Genomic DNA, 15941 nt, shown 5'->3' on the forward strand with positions numbered 1-15941 from the left:
TCTTAGTAATTTAGCAACAAGCTAACTTAAAACTGATACTAATGAGGTTTCTAAAATACATTTTTTATTTACTGCTTATTCTAATAATTGGAGTATCTATTTACATTGCCACTTTAGATGGAAGTTACAACATTAAACAATCAAAAGTAATAAAAGCACCTATTGAAGTGGTTTTTAATGTTGTAAATGATTTTAGAAGTTGGCAAAACTGGGGGACTTGGTTTGAAATAGATTCAACAATTGTAGCTTCTTTTCCCAAAGTTACTTCAGGAGTTGGTGCATCGTACTCTTGGAGTGGAGCAGGTAGTAATGGCTCTATAAAAACTTTATCATTGATTCCGAACAAAGAAATTATCCAACAAATTGATTTTGGAACTGGAAGCACTTCTGAAGTTTACTGGCTATTTAACAATAGCAATAATGGCACTAAAATTACTTGGGGAATGAAAGGTAAAAGTAATTTTATGGAAAAATTACACTGGCTAACTCAGGGTGGTATTGAAAAAAATATGACACCTATATACAATAGAGGTCTTGCACTATTAAATAATTACATTTTAAAAGAATTAGAGAAACATGCTATTGAAATTAAAGGCGTGGTATATTTCGGTGGCGGATATTATTTATACCAAACTACCTCTAGTAAAATAAATGACTTTGAATTTAAAATGAAAAAAATGCTTACAAAAATTCTTAATTATATGAAAAACAATAATATTAATGCTTCTGGAAAACCATTTACCATAACACACAAATGGGATGAAGAAAATCAAACAACCATGTTTTCTACTTGTGTTCCAATTAAGGAGCGAATTATTACTACTGAAGATATTTTAACAGGATTTTTAAAACCTCAAAAAACGTTTAAAACAATTCTTAAAGGCGATTACAAATTTTCTTTTGAAGCTTGGCAAGCAACCTTTAAAGCTATAAATGAGCAGGGATTTGTCAAAAAACAAGATGGTGAGCCTTTTGAAGTTTATACTGTTGGCCCTCGTGAAAATGTAAACCCTTCAAAATGGATTACAGAAATTTATGTACCTATAAAATAATTCTAAAAAATTACACTTCATTATATCTAAAACAAGTAATTAAATGGTCATTCACCATCCCTGTAGCTTGCATATAAGCATATATTACTGTTGCCCCTACAAACTTAAATCCACGGTTTTTTAAATCTTTAGAAATCCTATTTGAAAGTGCTGTTGTAGCCGGAACTTCTCGTAAATTTCTCCAATTATTAACAATAGGTTTACCATTGGTAAAACTCCATATATAATTTGAAAACGACTCAAATTCTTGCTGAATTTTCATAAAGGCAATAGCATTTGAAATGGTTGCTTTTATTTTTAATTTATTTCTAATAATTCCTGCATTTTGAATTAATTTTTCAAATTCAGATTCATTATAGGTTGCTATTTTTTTATAATTAAAATTATCAAAAGCTTTTCTAAAGTTCTCTCGTTTTTTTAAAATTGTAATCCAGCTTAAACCTGCTTGAAAAGTTTCTAAAACTAAAAATTCAAACAATTTGGCATCATCATAAACAGGTACACCCCACTCCGTATCATGATATGCTATATAAAGCGGATTTTCTCCACACCAACTACAACGTATTTTACTCATAACTATTTATAAATTAGTTTTTCAAGTTATCATAAAAAAGTTGTATATTAAAACTGGAATGATTTTTGTCCCTTAAATTTTATGAAACAACCAATTATGAGAACTTTAATTTACTTTCTAACAATTAGTTTATTTATTATTGGCTGTTCTTCAACTACAAAAACAACAACAAACAATGCTAAATTACCTGATGAAGCTGTAAGAATTGCAAATGACAGCTTAGAATATGAAATTATTATTATAGATATTGGATTTAAACTATACTTAAATACAATTGCGAAACCTGCTAATTATTACTCTCAAAAATTTTACGAAACTAAAAATCAATTTTATGTTACCAAATGGAACATTAGAGCAAGAAATCCTTTAAGATATGATGATTCTATTTATGAGAATATAATAGATTATGATTTTAATATTGATTATGGACTTGATGTAAACTACAAACTTTACAATTATTTTAAATTTGTTGAATACAAATATAAACAGCGATTTTTTAACTAAAAAGAGGCTGTCTAAAAAGTGTCATTCTGAATGTAAATGAAGAACCTCCTTGAAATTAAACACTTATATATCAAGGTGTTGAGATTTTTCACTTTGTTCAAAATGACAAGTATAATTGCTTTTTAGACAGCCTCTTTTAATATTTCTAAGTTTTTACTTATAATTGAGGGCCAGCATTTACCAATGCTTTTCCGTCTTCATTATCGGTATATTTTTTGAAATTATCAATAAATAAACCCGCTAATTTTTTTGCTTTTTCATTCCATTCATTCTTATTTTCATAAGTATCTCTTGGATCTAAAATAGCTGAATTAACCTCTGCCAATTCAAGTGGAACTTCTAAATTAAATATTGGTATTGTTTTTGTTTCAGCTCTTTCAATTGAACCATCTAAAATACGATCAATAATTGCTCTTGTATCTTTAATTGAAATTCTTTTTCCTGAGCCATTCCACCCTGTATTTACTAAATAGGCAGTTGTATTGTGTGCATCCATTTTTTCGACTAATTCATGTCCATATTTAGTAGGATGTAATGATAAAAAAGCTTCTCCAAAACAGGCAGAAAATGTAGGAGTTGGCTCGTTAACACCTCTTTCTGTACCTGCTAATTTTGCGGTAAATCCAGATAGAAAGTGATACTTAGTTTGTTCATGAGTTAACTTAGAAACTGGAGGCATAACCCCAAATGCATCAGCTGTTAAAAAAATAACTTTAGATGCATGACCCGCTTTAGATACAGGCTTTACAATATTTTCAATATGATATATTGGATACGAAACACGTGTATTTTGTGTTACTGAACCATCAGAAAAATCAATTTTGCCATTGGCATCAACCGTAACATTTTCTAATAGTGCATCTTTTTTTATAGCTCCATAAATTTCTGGCTCGGCATTTTTGTCTAAACTAATTGTTTTGGCATAGCAGCCTCCTTCAAAATTAAAAACACCTTCATTATCCCAACCATGCTCATCATCACCAATCAACTCACGTTTAGGATCTGTTGATAACGTTGTTTTTCCTGTTCCTGACAGTCCAAAAAATACGGCTACATCTCCATCTTTCCCTTTATTTGCTGAGCAATGCATAGATGCAATACCTTGCAAAGGAAGGTAATAATTCATCATTGCAAACATTCCTTTTTTCATTTCTCCACCATACCAAGTTCCTCCAATTACTTGCATTTTCTCTGTCAAATTAAATACCGTAAAATTTTCAGAATTCAAACCCTGCCTTTTCCAATTTGGGTTTGTAGCTTTTGAGCCATTTAGTACCACAAAATCTGGTTCACCAAAATTCTCTAATTCTTCAACAGTTGGACGAACAAACATATTTTTAACAAAATGTGCTTGCCAAGCAACTTCCATTATAAATCGTACTTTTAAACGTGTATCTTCATTAGCACCACAAAAAGCATCAACAACATATAATTTTTTATTTGAAAGTTGTGTAGCAACTAGGCCTTTCAATTCATTCCAAACGGCTTGAGAAGTGGGTTTGTTATCATTTTTTGCTTTTTCAGAAGTCCACCAAATAGTATCTTTAGTAATAGCATCTTCAACAATAAATTTATCTTTAGGTGAACGACCTGTAAATATTCCAGTTTTAACGTTTACAGCACCAAGTTCTGTTAAATATCCTTTTTCAAAACCTTCTAAATTTGGATCTAATTCTTTTTCATAGAGTTCCTCATATGAAGGATTATAACTAATCTCTTTAATACCTTTAATCCCTAAATTCTTTAGAGAAATAAGAATTGATTTTTTAATAACTTTCATTATTTTTTATATGGACGTTAATATTTATACTAATTTCTATTCAAATTTACATATAAATCAATGGTACTAATAATGATATTTGTCATGAAAATTTATTATTTACTAAAACGTTTTCATTTATTCAACCACTTAATTCTCAATACATTAATTTAGTTTTAAAATTTTACTTATTTTACGAAAACGTTTTCGGTGAAAATAAAAAAAAACTTTTTACCTTTACTATTCTATAAAAATTTTGGCTAAAATATACTTATTTACTTAAGGCAACAAACATTATTTAATTGATTTCTTATTAATTATTAAAATTTCTATTTCTTCAAAAAAGAGAATGTTATTTTTAACCAACCTAAAATAAAAAAAACACCTCCTAACGGAGTTACAAACCAAATACTTTTAGCATTTACACCTAAAGTTATTGCATATATTGATCCTGAAAAGAATAAAACACCTATAAAAAACAGGTAGCTTATACCATTTTTAGTTTTCTCGTTAAATTTTGAATACGTATTCACAAATAACAATACAATTACATGATACATTTGATAGCGAATTGCTGTTTCAAAACTTTTTAATTCCGTAACGCTTAAAATTTCTTTTAAACTATGAGCTCCAAAAGCTCCTAAAATAATTGTTAATGCTCCTATTAATGATGTAATTATTAAGTTTTTATTCATTTTTTATAAGGTATAATTGTAGTAAAAGTAATAATTTGTATATTTAATATAAATTCAAAAATATGAAAAATAATTCTGACACACTGGTTACCGTATTAACTGCAAGTTTAATTCATGAAATACACATTGCAAAAGCACTTTTAGCCAATGAAGGAATAAACAGTTTTATTTTTGATGAAAATATCACAACCACTATAGGAACTGCTTTTGTTGATGGCTACAAACTTAAAGTAAATGCTCGTGATTTTGACAATGCCAAACAACTATTATTAGACTTAAATACTGATGAATAATTAATAATATTATCTCCTAAATTAATATTTTAAATTTGTATTTTCGTCAATCAAATAAATCCTTAAACACACTAAAATGAGAAACATTTTGTTAATTGGTGCAGGTAGATCTTCTTCATCTTTAATAACGTATTTACTTAATAAATCTTTTGTTGAAAATTTACATATCACTATTGCTGATATTACATTAAAAAATGCTGAAAATAGAATTCTAAATCATAAAAATGGTACTGCCTTAGAATTAGACATTTTTAATGAGACCGAGAGACAGACGGCTATTAAACAGGCAGATATTGTAATTTCAATGCTACCAGCACATTTGCATTTAAATATTGCTAAAGACTGCTTAACCTTTGGGAAAAATATGGTTACAGCTTCTTACATTTCTAAAGAAATGAAAGCTTTAAATGATGAAGCTGTTGAAAAGAACTTAATTTTCATGAATGAAATTGGCTTAGACCCAGGAATAGATCATATGAGTGCCATGCAAGTAATAGATTCAATTAGAGAAAAAGGAGGTAAAATGCTACTTTTTGAATCGTTTACTGGTGGCTTAGTTGCTCCTGAAAGTGACGATAATTTATGGAATTATAAATTTACTTGGAACCCTAGAAATGTTGTTTTAGCAGGGCAAGGTGGTGCTGCTAAATTTTTACAAGAAGGAAGATATAAATACATACCGTATCACAAATTATTTAGACGTACAGAAATATTACATATTGATGGATACGGTAAATTTGAAGCGTATGCCAACAGAGATTCTTTAAAGTATAAAAGTGTTTACAATTTAGATACTATTTTAACCTTATACAGAGGAACTATTAGAAGGGTTGGTTATTCTAGAGCCTGGAATATTTTTGTGCAACTGGGAATGACTGATGATAGTTACACTATTGAAGATTCTGAAAATATGAGTTATCGCGATTTTACAAATTCTTTTTTACCGTACAACCCCAATGATTCTGTTGAATTAAAACTACGTCACTGTTTAAAAATTGATCAAGATGATATTATTTGGGAGAAACTACTTGAATTAAATATTTTTAGCCCCACAAAAAAAATTGCATTAAAAAATGCAACTCCTGCTCAAATACTTGAAAAAATACTGAAAGATAGCTGGACTTTAAAAGAAGATGACAAAGATATGATTGTGATGCAACATCTTTTTGGTTACGAATTAAATGGAATAAAACACCAAATTGAGAGCAGTATGGTTTGCATAGGAGACAATCAAACGTATACAGCAATGGCTAAAACAGTTGGTTTACCTGTTGCCATTGCAACTTTAAAAATTCTAAATAAAGAAATTAAAACTCCTGGTGTGCAAATTCCAATTAATAAAGAAGTTTACGAGCCTATTTTAAAAGAATTAAAAGAAAACGGAATAATATTCAAAGAGAAAAATGTGCCTTATTACGGTTACAACCTTGAATCTCTTAATTAAAACAGCAAAAGGATTTTTATTTGTTAAATACTACATTTTTAAATAAAAATCCTTTACTAATTCAATATATTTTGGAGTGTATTTATGACGTTTAATTTCAATAATTAATTCGTCTTTTTCTATAATTTTTTTAGAAAATGAAAGTTGCAATAAACTTCTTTTTATTACAGAATTTTCAGTTCCTTTTACATGGGTAATTCTATGGGGTAATAACTTATGTTGCTTGGCAATTTCAATAAAACTACTTTCTTCTTCATAGGGAATAACAAAAGCGCAACTTCCTTTTTTAGATAATAACTTAGAAACTCCCAAAAGCAGCTCTGTGTAAGTTAAACTTTCCGTATGCCTTGCCATGGCTCTTTCTTTTGGCAATTCTTTGTAAGTTGATGTATAAAATGGAGGGTTGGAGATAATAAAATCGTATTTATCATCAATTTCATCAGCAAATTCTTGTAGTGATGCATGGTAACAAAATAATCGATCTCCCCAATCACTATTTTCAAAATTTTCTACGGTTTCTTCATATGCTTCGCCATTTAATTCAACAGCATCAATAGTTTCAGCAATGGAACGTTGAGCCAGTATCAAGGCAATAAGTCCTGTTCCTGAACCAACATCTAAAATAGTATTTACTTCATCTTGTAGTTGTGCCCAAGCCCCTAATAAAACACCATCAGTTCCTACTTTCATAGCTGTTTTATTTTGTTGAATTGTAAATTGTTTAAAGTAAAAAGGTTTGTTCATATAAAGTTTAAGTACTAAATTTCAAAGTTCAAAGTTATACTATTTAAATAAAAAATCTTTTTTTTTATATTTTGTTTTATACTTATTAGTAAATTTATACTCAATTCTTTTAATTTAAATTATTCTTTCATTTATTTTTTATTCTTATGGGAAAATTAAAACAACTTTCAATTATTGTATTCCTTCTAATACAAAGTTTTGCTAACTCTCAAAATTATTATTTTAAAGAATACCAACCTTTTAACAAAAATATTCCAACTCCCGAAGAGTTTTTAGGATATCAAATAGGTGATTATCACACACGTCATGATTTAATTGTTGCATACCTGGAAAAACTAGCTTCACTTTCTAATAGGGTTTCTATTGAAGTTTATGGAAAAACAACTGAAAACAGAAAATTGTTGGTGCTAACAATTACTAGTTTAAAAAATCATAAAAATCTAGCTTCTTTAAAGGAAAAACACCTACAAGTTGTTAGTGAGAAAACGAATGTTACTGATTATAATAATTTGCCTATTTTTATAAATTTAGCATACAATGTGCATGGCAATGAGCCCTCTAGCAGTGAAGCCGCATTGTTAGCGGCTTATACATTAGTTGCTTCAGAAAATCCTAAAATAAAAGAATACCTTGACAAAACTATTATTTTCCTTGATCCAACAATAAACCCTGATGGTAGAGACCGCTACACAAATTGGGTAAATCGCTACAAAGGAAATCCTTTGATAGCCGATAAATTTGATATTGAACACAATGAAGTTTGGCCTAAAGGAAGAACCAATCACTATTTATTTGATTTAAATAGAGATTTACTGTTAGCCGTTCAACCAGAAAGTAATGCTCGGTTAAAATGGTTTCATCAATGGTATCCTAATGTGGTTACTGATTTTCATGAAATGAGTACTACTAGCACCTACTTTTTTGAACCAAAACCTCTATCTGCTTCTTTAAACCCCGTTACTCCAAATGAAAATTACACTTCGTTAACTTTAACTTTTGCTAAACAATTTAGTGCAGATTTAGATAAAATAGGATCCCTGTACTTTACCAAAGAGAGATACGATGCTACATACCCAGGTTATGGTTCAACTTATGGAGATTTACAAGGCTCATTAGCTTTGCTATTTGAGCAAGCAGCCTCAAGAGGGCTTGTACAGGAAACTACAACAGGAAACTTGTCTTTTGCCTTCACAATTAGAAATCAATACGTTTCAACTTTTGCAACTATAAAGGCAGCTATTAAAAATAAAAAATTGCTATATACGTACCAAAATAATTTTTTTAAGAAAGCTATTGAACAAGCTTCAAAAAGCAAAGTGAAAGGATATATTTTTGGAGATAATTATGATAAAAACAGAAATAAAGCATTTGTTGATTTATTATTAAAACACCAAATTAAAGTATATCCTATAACTAAAAATAAGACTGTAAACAACAAAGTCTATAAAAAAGGAAATGCTTTTATTGTTCCCACCAAACAAAAAGAATATTTAATGATTCGAACTATGTTTGAAACTTACAAAAAATACAGAGATAGTGTTTTTTATGATGCATCCTCTTGGTCTGTAGCGAATTTTTATAATATGAAATATGGTACATTACTGAAAAATCCTATTTTAAAAAATGAAATAACTTTAGCGTCAAATAACATTACTACCCATAATTTTGCACTGAGTAATTATGCTTATTTAATTTCATGGGATGATTATTACTCCCCAGCTATTTTATATAAACTACAGCAAAAAGGCGTAATTGTAAAAACGGCTATGCAACCCATTACAACCATAGCTAATGGCACTAAAAAATATTTTGACAGAGGTTCTTTATTAATTCCTGTTAGCATTCAAAACATGACTAAAGATACGCTATTTTCAATTTTAAATACTGTAAGTAAACAACATTCAATTCAAATATATACTGTTAATACAGGGTATAGTTTGAAAGGAATTGACATAGGTAGCACTAATTTTGTAACCTTAAAGCAACCTAAAGTTATGATGATTGTTGAAGGAGGTACATCTTCGTATGAAGTTGGTGAAGTATGGCATTTATTTGAACAACGTATGCAAATGCCAATAGTAAAAGTGCCTGAAAGAATTTTTAACAGGACTGATTTACAAAGATATAATGTTATTATTTTAGTCTCTGGAAATTACGAACAATTAAGTAAAAAAATTAAAGACAAATTAAAACAGTGGGTGGCTCAAGGAAACACTTTAATAACTACAAGAGCAGCAAGTTCTTGGGTTATTAAAAATGAAATTGTAGCTGAAAGCTTGCTTAAAACAGTGAAAGATTCTACAAAAATAAGGATTGATTATGCTAATTCTAGAGGTGTTATAGGTAAACAAAATATAGGAGGTGCTATTTTTAAAATTAATTTAGACTTAACACATCCTATAGCTTATGGGTATCACGATAAGGAAATGCCTATTTACAAAAATAACAAAGTGTTTTTAAACCCAAGCAAAAGTCGGTTTTCAACAGTTGCTAAATACACCCAAAACCCACATATTGATGGCTATGTAACTCCATACAATATTAATAATTATATAAAAAAATCTGCGGCTATTATTGTGAGTGAAATTGGAAATGGAAGAGTTGTATTATTTGCTGACAATCCAAATTTTAGAGGAGCTTGGTATGGAACCAATAAATTATTTATGAATGCCGTCTTTTTTGGTAATTTAATTAAAGTTCCTTATTAATTTCTGTATATAAAACCTATTACTTAGAGTCTTCTATTTTGCAGAGAGGAAGGGATTCGAACCCTCGATACGTTGCCGTATACACACTTTCCAGGCGTGCGCCTTCGACCACTCGGCCACCTCTCTATTTTTTAATTGCAAGTCATTTTTTACTATAACAATTAATATTTTTTAAGAAATAAGATTTCTTTGTTATTTCACAGCTTGTAATGCTACAAATTTTACGCTAAATACAAATCAATTAAACCTTCAGGAGTTTCAACAATAATTTTATTATTGTCTCTATCAACTTTTTTAATAAAATGATCAATCATAGGAATAAAAATTGTTGTACCATTAGCATTTACTTCAAATAATGCTTGTGCTGTGGTATCGTTTACTCCTGTAATTACACCAACATATCCAAAATTAACATCTTCAATATCAAAATTGATTATTTCATGATAGTAAAATTTATTTCCTGTTAATTTTGGTAAAAATTCTAAAGGCATATAAATTTCCCCTCCTAAAACTTCATTAGCTTCCTCTTCACTACTAATATCTTCAAGTTTAAGTCGAAGTTGATTTCCTTTTTGAAGTAAACTTTTTTCAATAAAAAAAGGAACCAAATCATTGCCTAAAGCAACAAATATTGATTCCAAATTTTGATATAATTCAGGTTCATCAGTGTCTAATTTAACAACTACTTCCCCTTTAAAACTATGTTTCCGTACGATTTTGCCTAAATAAAAACAATCTTCTTTACGCATTATCGCAACAATTACTCTGTTTTCCCGTCTTCTGATGCTGCAGCTTGTGCGTCATCAATTGTTTGAGGGGTTTCTTCAACTACTTCTTCTGTTGCAGCTTTTTCTGCGGCCTTAGCATCAGCTTCAGCTTTAATTGCAGCATTTTCGGTTTCTTGGGCAGCAGCTAAACGCTCTTCATTTATTTTTACTTCAGCAGCTAATGCAGTTGCTTTTGCTTCAGCTTCAGCTTTTGATAAACCTTCTTTTTTAGCCGTAAGTTTTGCTTCTTTTTCTGCTATCCAAGCTTGAAATTTTTCTTCAGCTTGCTCTTCTGTTAACGCTCCTTTCCTAACACCACCTACTAAGTGATTTTTTAGCATAGCTCCTTTATAAGATAAAATTGCTTTTGCTGTGTCAGTTGGTTGAGCTCCATTTTGCAACCATTTTACGGCTCCATCAACATCTAAATCAATAGAAGCAGGATTTGTATTAGGATTGTAAGTCCCAATTTTTTCTAAATACTTACCATCTCTTTTAGCACGTGCATCTGCAGCTACTATCCAATAAAATGGTTTTCCTTTTTTACCGTGTCTTTGTAATCTAATTTTTACTGGCATTTGTTTAAAATTTTAAGGTACGAAACCTTGATTATTAATTAAGTGCGCAAATATAGTGAGATATTTTCAATTAAACACATTATCTTTCAGCTTATTTTACTGCTCTATAAACACTTTTATAAATATAGCGTATGGCAAGCCTACAAACTGAATATCAATTAGTTCGGTAAAAAACAACTCAATATTAAAACTAAATTAAATTTGTTAATAAAAAAGCTGCTGTTAAGAATTGTTAAATCTTTTAAATTCATACTTTTAAAAACTCATACTTTCGCAAAAATATTCTAGTACATGTTTTTAATATTTGACACAGAAACCACTGGTTTACCAAAAAAATGGGATGCCCCAATTACCGATACTGATAATTGGCCACGATGTGTGCAAATAGCATGGCAACTGCACAACATATACGGAGAGTTAATTGAACAGCAAGATTTTTTAATAATCCCTGAAGATTACAACATTCCCTATGATGCTGAACAAATACATGGTATTTCTACCCAACTAGCAAAAGAAAAAGGAGAAGACTTAGAAAAAGTTTTGTATTTCTTTAATAAAGCACTTTCTAAATCAAAATTCGTAGTTGGTCAAAATGTGAAATTTGATTTAAACATTATGGGATGTGAATTTCATAGAAAAGGAATTAGCACCAACCTAAATCAAATGCCAGTTTTAGACACTTGTACTGAAAAAACAGCTAGTTTGTGTCAACTTCAAGGAGGTAGGTATGGAAAGTTTAAACTACCAACCCTAACCGAGTTACATCAACATTTATTCAACACACCTTTTAGTGAAGCCCATAATGCAACTGCCGATGTTGAAGCTACTACACGTTGCTTTTTAGAATTAATTAGGCGACGTAATTATACCTTTGAACAATTAGATGTTCCTAATGATTATTTTCAAAATTTTGACGCTAAAAATCCAACAACTATAGATGTTATTGGCTTAAAACATGTAAACCTTAAAAAAGAAAGTGAAAAATTAAAAAAAGAAAAACTTGAAACAGAAGTTGAAACCTTTAAAGAATTAGGCAATGCCATTGAAGAACTTCAAGGTGTTCATTTTTCACATTTACATTGTCACTCGCAATTTTCTGTGTTACAATCTACCTCAAGTGTAAGTAACCTTATAAACTCAGCAATAAAAAATAACATGCCAGCGGTAGCTTTAACCGATACTGGAAATATGATGGGCGCCTTTTATTTTATTGAAGAAGCTTTAAATTCTAACAAAGATAAAATAGCCTATAATAAAAAAATAGAAGATGCAAAAAAAGCACTTCTAGAAATTGCAAAAAAAGAAACAAAAGAAGTAAGTGAAGTAAGTGAAGTAAGTGAAGTAAGTGAAGTAAGTGAAGTAAGTGAAGTAAGTGAAACTAAAAAAGAAAAAATAGATCTATCATTTGCTACTAAAGAGCCTAAAACATTATTTAAACCCATTTTAGGTTGTGAATTTAATGTTTGTGAAAATCATACTGATAGAACGCACAAAGACAATGGTTATCAAATTGTTTTTTTAGCAAAAAATAAAAATGGCTATCATAATTTGGCTAAGATGTCTTCTCTTTCGCATACAGATGGATTTTATTATGTGCCTAGAATTGATAAACATATTATTGAGCAATACAAAGAAGATTTAATTGTTTTATCAGGAAATTTATACGGTGAAATACCTAGTAAAATATTAAACATTGGTGAAAAACAGGCTGAAGAAGCACTACTTTGGTGGAAAGAACAATTTGGAGAAGATTTTTATTTGGAAGTCATGCGGCATCAGCAAGAAAATGAAAACCACGTAAATGATGTTCTTATACAATTTTCTAAAAAACACAATGTAAAACTAATTGCTACCAACAATACATTTTACACCACTGAAGATGAGGCTGAAGCTCATGATATTTTACTGTGTGTAAAAGACAATGAAAAAGTAGCAACTCCAAAAGGAAGAGGTAGAGGTTATAGATACGGTTTACCAAATAACGAATACTATTTTAAGTCGCAAGAACAAATGAAAAAGTTGTTCGCTAACTTACCAGAAGCAATTTATAACACCCAAGAAATAGTAGATAAAATAGAAATATACTCCTTAAAAAGAGATGTACTACTTCCTAAATTCAATATTCCTGAACGCTTTATCAATCCTAAAGACGCCATTGATGGTGGTGTACGAGGTGAAAACACCTACTTAAAATATTTAACTTTTGAAGGTGCTAAAAAACGATATGGTGAAAAATTAGACAAAAACATTCAAGAACGATTAGACTTTGAACTTTCTATTATTGAAATGACAGGCTATCCTGGGTACTTCTTAATTGTTTGGGATTTTATTTTAGAAGCTCGTAAAATGGGTGTTTCTGTAGGGCCTGGTCGTGGTTCAGCAGCTGGTTCAGCAGTTGCTTATTGCTTATGGATTACCAATATTGACCCTATAAAATACAATTTACTTTTTGAGCGTTTCTTAAATCCTGATCGTGTATCTCTTCCTGATATTGATATAGACTTTGACGATGAAGGTAGACAAAAAGTAATCGATTTTGTTATTAATAAATATGGTGCAAGCCAGGTAGCTCAAATTATTACCTACGGAACTATGGCAGCCAAATCTTCCATAAGAGATACTGCACGAGCACTTGACTTACCTTTATCTGATGCAGATAGAATTGCTAAATTAATTCCGCTAATAAAATTAAAAGATATTTTTGGTGATGATAAAAAAAGCAAAGCAAAAGTTAATGGTTTAAGAAGTGAAGAATTTGACAATATTAGCGAATTAAGAACCATTGCTGAAGGTGATGATTTGCAAGCTGTTACCATTAAACAAGCAATTGCTTTAGAAGGGTCTGTTAGAAACACCGGAACTCATGCTTGTGGTGTTATTATTACACCTGAAAAAATAACGAACTTAGTTCCTGTTGCTACCGCCAAAGATAGTGACATGTATGTCACACAATTTGACAATAATGTGGTTGAAGATGCAGGGTTACTAAAAATGGATTTTCTAGGGCTAAAAACCCTAACACTTATAAAAGACGCAGTAAAAATTATAAAAGCAATTCATGGTATAGAATTAATTCCAGATGATTTTCCTCTAGACGACCCTAAAACATACGAACTTTTTCAAAAAGGAGAAACTATTGGTGTTTTCCAATATGAATCTCCTGGTATGCAAAAGCATATGAAAGCCTTAAAACCCACTGAGTTTGCCGATTTAATTGCTATGAATGCGCTCTATAGACCGGGTCCAATGGAGTACATTCCTCTATTCATTATGCGAAAACATGGTGAAGAAGCTATTGAATACGATTTACCTGAAATGGAAGAGTATTTAAAGGAAACTTATGGCGTTACTGTTTATCAAGAACAAGTAATGCTACTCTCCCAAAAAATAGCTGGCTTCACCAAAGGTGAAGCTGATAAGTTACGTAAAGCTATGGGTAAAAAAATATTCTCTATGCTTACTGAGTTAAAACCTAAATTTATCAAGGGAGGAAAAGCAAATAAGCATCCTGAAGAAATTTTAGAAAAAATTTGGAAAGATTGGGAAGCTTTTGCAGCCTATGCATTTAATAAGTCTCACTCTACATGTTACGCTTACATTGCCTACCAAACAGCCTATTTAAAAGCACATTACCCTTCTGAATTTATGGCAGCTGTATTGTCTAACAATATGAATGACATTAAGCAAGTGACCTTTTTTATGGAAGAATGTAAACGTGCAGGAATATCTGTATTAGGACCCGATGTTAACGAATCATACCTGAAATTTGCTGTAAATAAAGAAGGAGCCATTAGATTTGGAATGGGAGCCATAAAAGGTGTTGGAGCATCTGCTGTTGAAGCTATTGTAGAAGAGCGTAAAAAAAATGGCCCTTATACTTCTATTTTTGATATAACCAAACGTGTAGATTTACGTGCCGCAAACAAAAGAGCATTTGATGGCTTGGTAATGGCTGGTGCTCTTGATTCTTTCAAAAATGTACATCGTGCTCAATACTATCAATTGGATGAAAAAGGTGTCACTTTTATTGAAAGAGCACTTCGGTTTGGAAATAAATATCAGGAAAATAAAAATTCAGCACAAATTTCTATGTTTGGAGAAGCATCAGAGATTCAATTTCCAGAACCCGAAATACCCGCTGCTGAAAAATGGGGAATGATGGAAGAGTTATCTAAAGAAAAAGAAATGGTTGGTATTTATATTTCTGGGCACCCATTAGATGATTTTAAAAATGAAGTGAAGTTTTTTAGCAATACATCTGTATCGGTTTTTAAAGAAGACTTAAATAAATACGTAGGTGCTAATTTTACTTTTTCTGGAATTTTATCAAATGTTCAACACAGAACTTCTCAAAATGGCAATAAATGGGCCTCTTTTGTTGTTGTAGATTATAGCGATAGCCATGAGTTTAGAATTTTTAAAGAAAGTTATTTAAAATTCAGACCCTTTTTAATTGAAAATGAATTTCGTCAAATTAAAGTAAACATTAGTCCAGGTTGGATTAACAAAGAAGGAAAAAAAAGTGAGCCAAGAATAAATTTTTTAGATATTCAAATTTTACAAGATGTATTAGAAAAGCAATCTAAAAAAATAACCCTTCAATTAGATATTAATAAAATAAATAAAGAATCAATTCAAAAACTAAATAAACTCCTAAAAGAAAATGAAGGATCTGTTCCATTGGATTTTTTAGTCTATGATTTAACCGAAAAAATGAAATTAACTTTACACAGTAGATCTACAAAAGTAAAAGTAGATAATGAGTTTTTAAAAGTGTTAGAAGATGAAGAAATACGTTTTAAACTCAATTAAAAATAAATTGT

Annotated in this window: 12 protein-coding genes and 1 tRNA gene; 6 read left to right on the forward strand and 7 right to left on the reverse strand. The window is 30.2% G+C overall.

Features of this window, described 5'->3' with window-relative positions; genetic code table 11:
* Positions 1 to 41: 41 nt before the first annotated feature.
* A complete protein-coding gene (locus Lupro_RS05990) occupies positions 42 to 1052 on the forward strand; it encodes an SRPBCC family protein (RefSeq protein WP_068207305.1) in 1011 nt (336 codons plus the stop codon).
* 10 nt (positions 1053 to 1062) lie between these two features.
* Here the strand turns inward: Lupro_RS05990 and Lupro_RS05995 are convergent, their stop codons facing one another.
* Positions 1063 to 1626, reverse strand: coding sequence for a DNA-3-methyladenine glycosylase I (locus Lupro_RS05995; protein ID WP_068207308.1), 564 nt, complete (start codon positions 1624 to 1626; stop codon positions 1063 to 1065).
* Between the two features lie 81 nt (positions 1627 to 1707).
* Between Lupro_RS05995 and Lupro_RS06000 the strand changes: the two genes are divergently transcribed.
* Positions 1708 to 2130 (forward strand): DUF6146 family protein, encoded by a 423-nt coding sequence (locus Lupro_RS06000; RefSeq protein WP_068207311.1) that lies wholly within the window; start codon positions 1708 to 1710, stop codon positions 2128 to 2130.
* 157 nt (positions 2131 to 2287) lie between these two features.
* Here Lupro_RS06000 and pckA read toward each other — a convergent pair whose 3' ends face one another.
* Positions 2288 to 3910, reverse strand: a complete 1623-nt coding sequence (gene pckA, locus Lupro_RS06005) for a phosphoenolpyruvate carboxykinase (ATP) (RefSeq protein WP_068207313.1) — start codon at positions 3908 to 3910, stop codon at positions 2288 to 2290.
* A gap of 308 nt (positions 3911 to 4218) precedes the next feature.
* Positions 4219 to 4584 carry a DUF423 domain-containing protein gene (locus Lupro_RS06010; protein ID WP_068207315.1) on the reverse strand — a complete coding sequence of 122 codons (366 nt, stop codon included), beginning with the start codon at positions 4582 to 4584 and terminating at the stop codon, positions 4219 to 4221.
* A 62-nt stretch (positions 4585 to 4646) separates the two neighbouring features.
* Between Lupro_RS06010 and Lupro_RS06015 the strand changes: the two genes are divergently transcribed.
* Together Lupro_RS06015 and Lupro_RS06020 are read left to right on the forward strand one after the other, a co-directional pair.
* A complete protein-coding gene (locus Lupro_RS06015) occupies positions 4647 to 4877 on the forward strand; it encodes a putative signal transducing protein (RefSeq protein ID WP_068207318.1) in 231 nt (76 codons plus the stop codon).
* 76 nt (positions 4878 to 4953) lie between these two features.
* Positions 4954 to 6321 carry a saccharopine dehydrogenase family protein gene (locus Lupro_RS06020; protein WP_068207321.1) on the forward strand — a complete coding sequence of 456 codons (1368 nt, stop codon included), beginning with the start codon at positions 4954 to 4956 and terminating at the stop codon, positions 6319 to 6321.
* Positions 6322 to 6351: 30 nt separating this feature from the next.
* On the opposite strand, the gene Lupro_RS06025 is transcribed toward Lupro_RS06020, so the two are convergent.
* Positions 6352 to 7011, reverse strand: coding sequence for a tRNA1(Val) (adenine(37)-N6)-methyltransferase (locus Lupro_RS06025; protein WP_227807489.1), 660 nt, complete (start codon positions 7009 to 7011; stop codon positions 6352 to 6354).
* Between the two features lie 200 nt (positions 7012 to 7211).
* On the opposite strand from Lupro_RS06025, the gene Lupro_RS06030 reads away from it, so the two are divergent.
* Positions 7212 to 9773 (forward strand): M14 family zinc carboxypeptidase, encoded by a 2562-nt coding sequence (locus tag Lupro_RS06030; RefSeq protein WP_068207326.1) that lies wholly within the window; start codon positions 7212 to 7214, stop codon positions 9771 to 9773.
* A gap of 41 nt (positions 9774 to 9814) precedes the next feature.
* Here the strand turns inward: Lupro_RS06030 and Lupro_RS06035 are convergent.
* From Lupro_RS06035 to Lupro_RS06045, 3 genes are all read right to left on the reverse strand, one after another.
* Positions 9815 to 9899 (reverse strand) — tRNA-Ser (locus Lupro_RS06035).
* Positions 9900 to 9994: 95 nt separating this feature from the next.
* Complete coding sequence (gene rimM, locus Lupro_RS06040; protein ID WP_068207329.1) at positions 9995 to 10522, reverse strand: ribosome maturation factor RimM; 528 nt, start codon at positions 10520 to 10522, stop codon at positions 9995 to 9997.
* A gap of 11 nt (positions 10523 to 10533) precedes the next feature.
* Positions 10534 to 11118 carry a 30S ribosomal protein S16 gene (locus Lupro_RS06045; protein ID WP_068207331.1) on the reverse strand — a complete coding sequence of 195 codons (585 nt, stop codon included), beginning with the start codon at positions 11116 to 11118 and terminating at the stop codon, positions 10534 to 10536.
* A gap of 291 nt (positions 11119 to 11409) precedes the next feature.
* Between Lupro_RS06045 and dnaE the strand changes: the two genes are divergently transcribed.
* Positions 11410 to 15930, forward strand: coding sequence for a DNA polymerase III subunit alpha (dnaE, locus tag Lupro_RS06050; RefSeq protein ID WP_068207334.1), 4521 nt, complete (start codon positions 11410 to 11412; stop codon positions 15928 to 15930).
* Positions 15931 to 15941 lie beyond the last annotated feature (11 nt).

It is taken from the genome of Lutibacter profundi, from assembly GCF_001543325.1.
GTDB classification, from domain to species: Bacteria; Bacteroidota; Bacteroidia; order Flavobacteriales; family Flavobacteriaceae; genus Lutibacter; species Lutibacter profundi.

Coding starts and splice junctions, on each gene's coding strand:
- Lupro_RS05990 (WP_068207305.1), top strand. CDS start 42: ATGAGGTTTCTAAAATACATTTTTTATTTACTGCTTATTCTAATAATT.
- Lupro_RS05995 (WP_068207308.1), bottom strand. CDS start 1,626: ATGAGTAAAATACGTTGTAGTTGGTGTGGAGAAAATCCGCTTTATATA.
- Lupro_RS06000 (WP_068207311.1), top strand. CDS start 1,708: ATGAAACAACCAATTATGAGAACTTTAATTTACTTTCTAACAATTAGT.
- pckA (WP_068207313.1), bottom strand. CDS start 3,910: ATGAAAGTTATTAAAAAATCAATTCTTATTTCTCTAAAGAATTTAGGG.
- Lupro_RS06010 (WP_068207315.1), bottom strand. CDS start 4,584: ATGAATAAAAACTTAATAATTACATCATTAATAGGAGCATTAACAATT.
- Lupro_RS06015 (WP_068207318.1), top strand. CDS start 4,647: ATGAAAAATAATTCTGACACACTGGTTACCGTATTAACTGCAAGTTTA.
- Lupro_RS06020 (WP_068207321.1), top strand. CDS start 4,954: ATGAGAAACATTTTGTTAATTGGTGCAGGTAGATCTTCTTCATCTTTA.
- Lupro_RS06025 (WP_227807489.1), bottom strand. CDS start 7,011: ATGAAAGTAGGAACTGATGGTGTTTTATTAGGGGCTTGGGCACAACTA.
- Lupro_RS06030 (WP_068207326.1), top strand. CDS start 7,212: ATGGGAAAATTAAAACAACTTTCAATTATTGTATTCCTTCTAATACAA.
- rimM (WP_068207329.1), bottom strand. CDS start 10,522: ATGCGTAAAGAAGATTGTTTTTATTTAGGCAAAATCGTACGGAAACAT.
- Lupro_RS06045 (WP_068207331.1), bottom strand. CDS start 11,118: ATGCCAGTAAAAATTAGATTACAAAGACACGGTAAAAAAGGAAAACCA.
- dnaE (WP_068207334.1), top strand. CDS start 11,410: ATGTTTTTAATATTTGACACAGAAACCACTGGTTTACCAAAAAAATGG.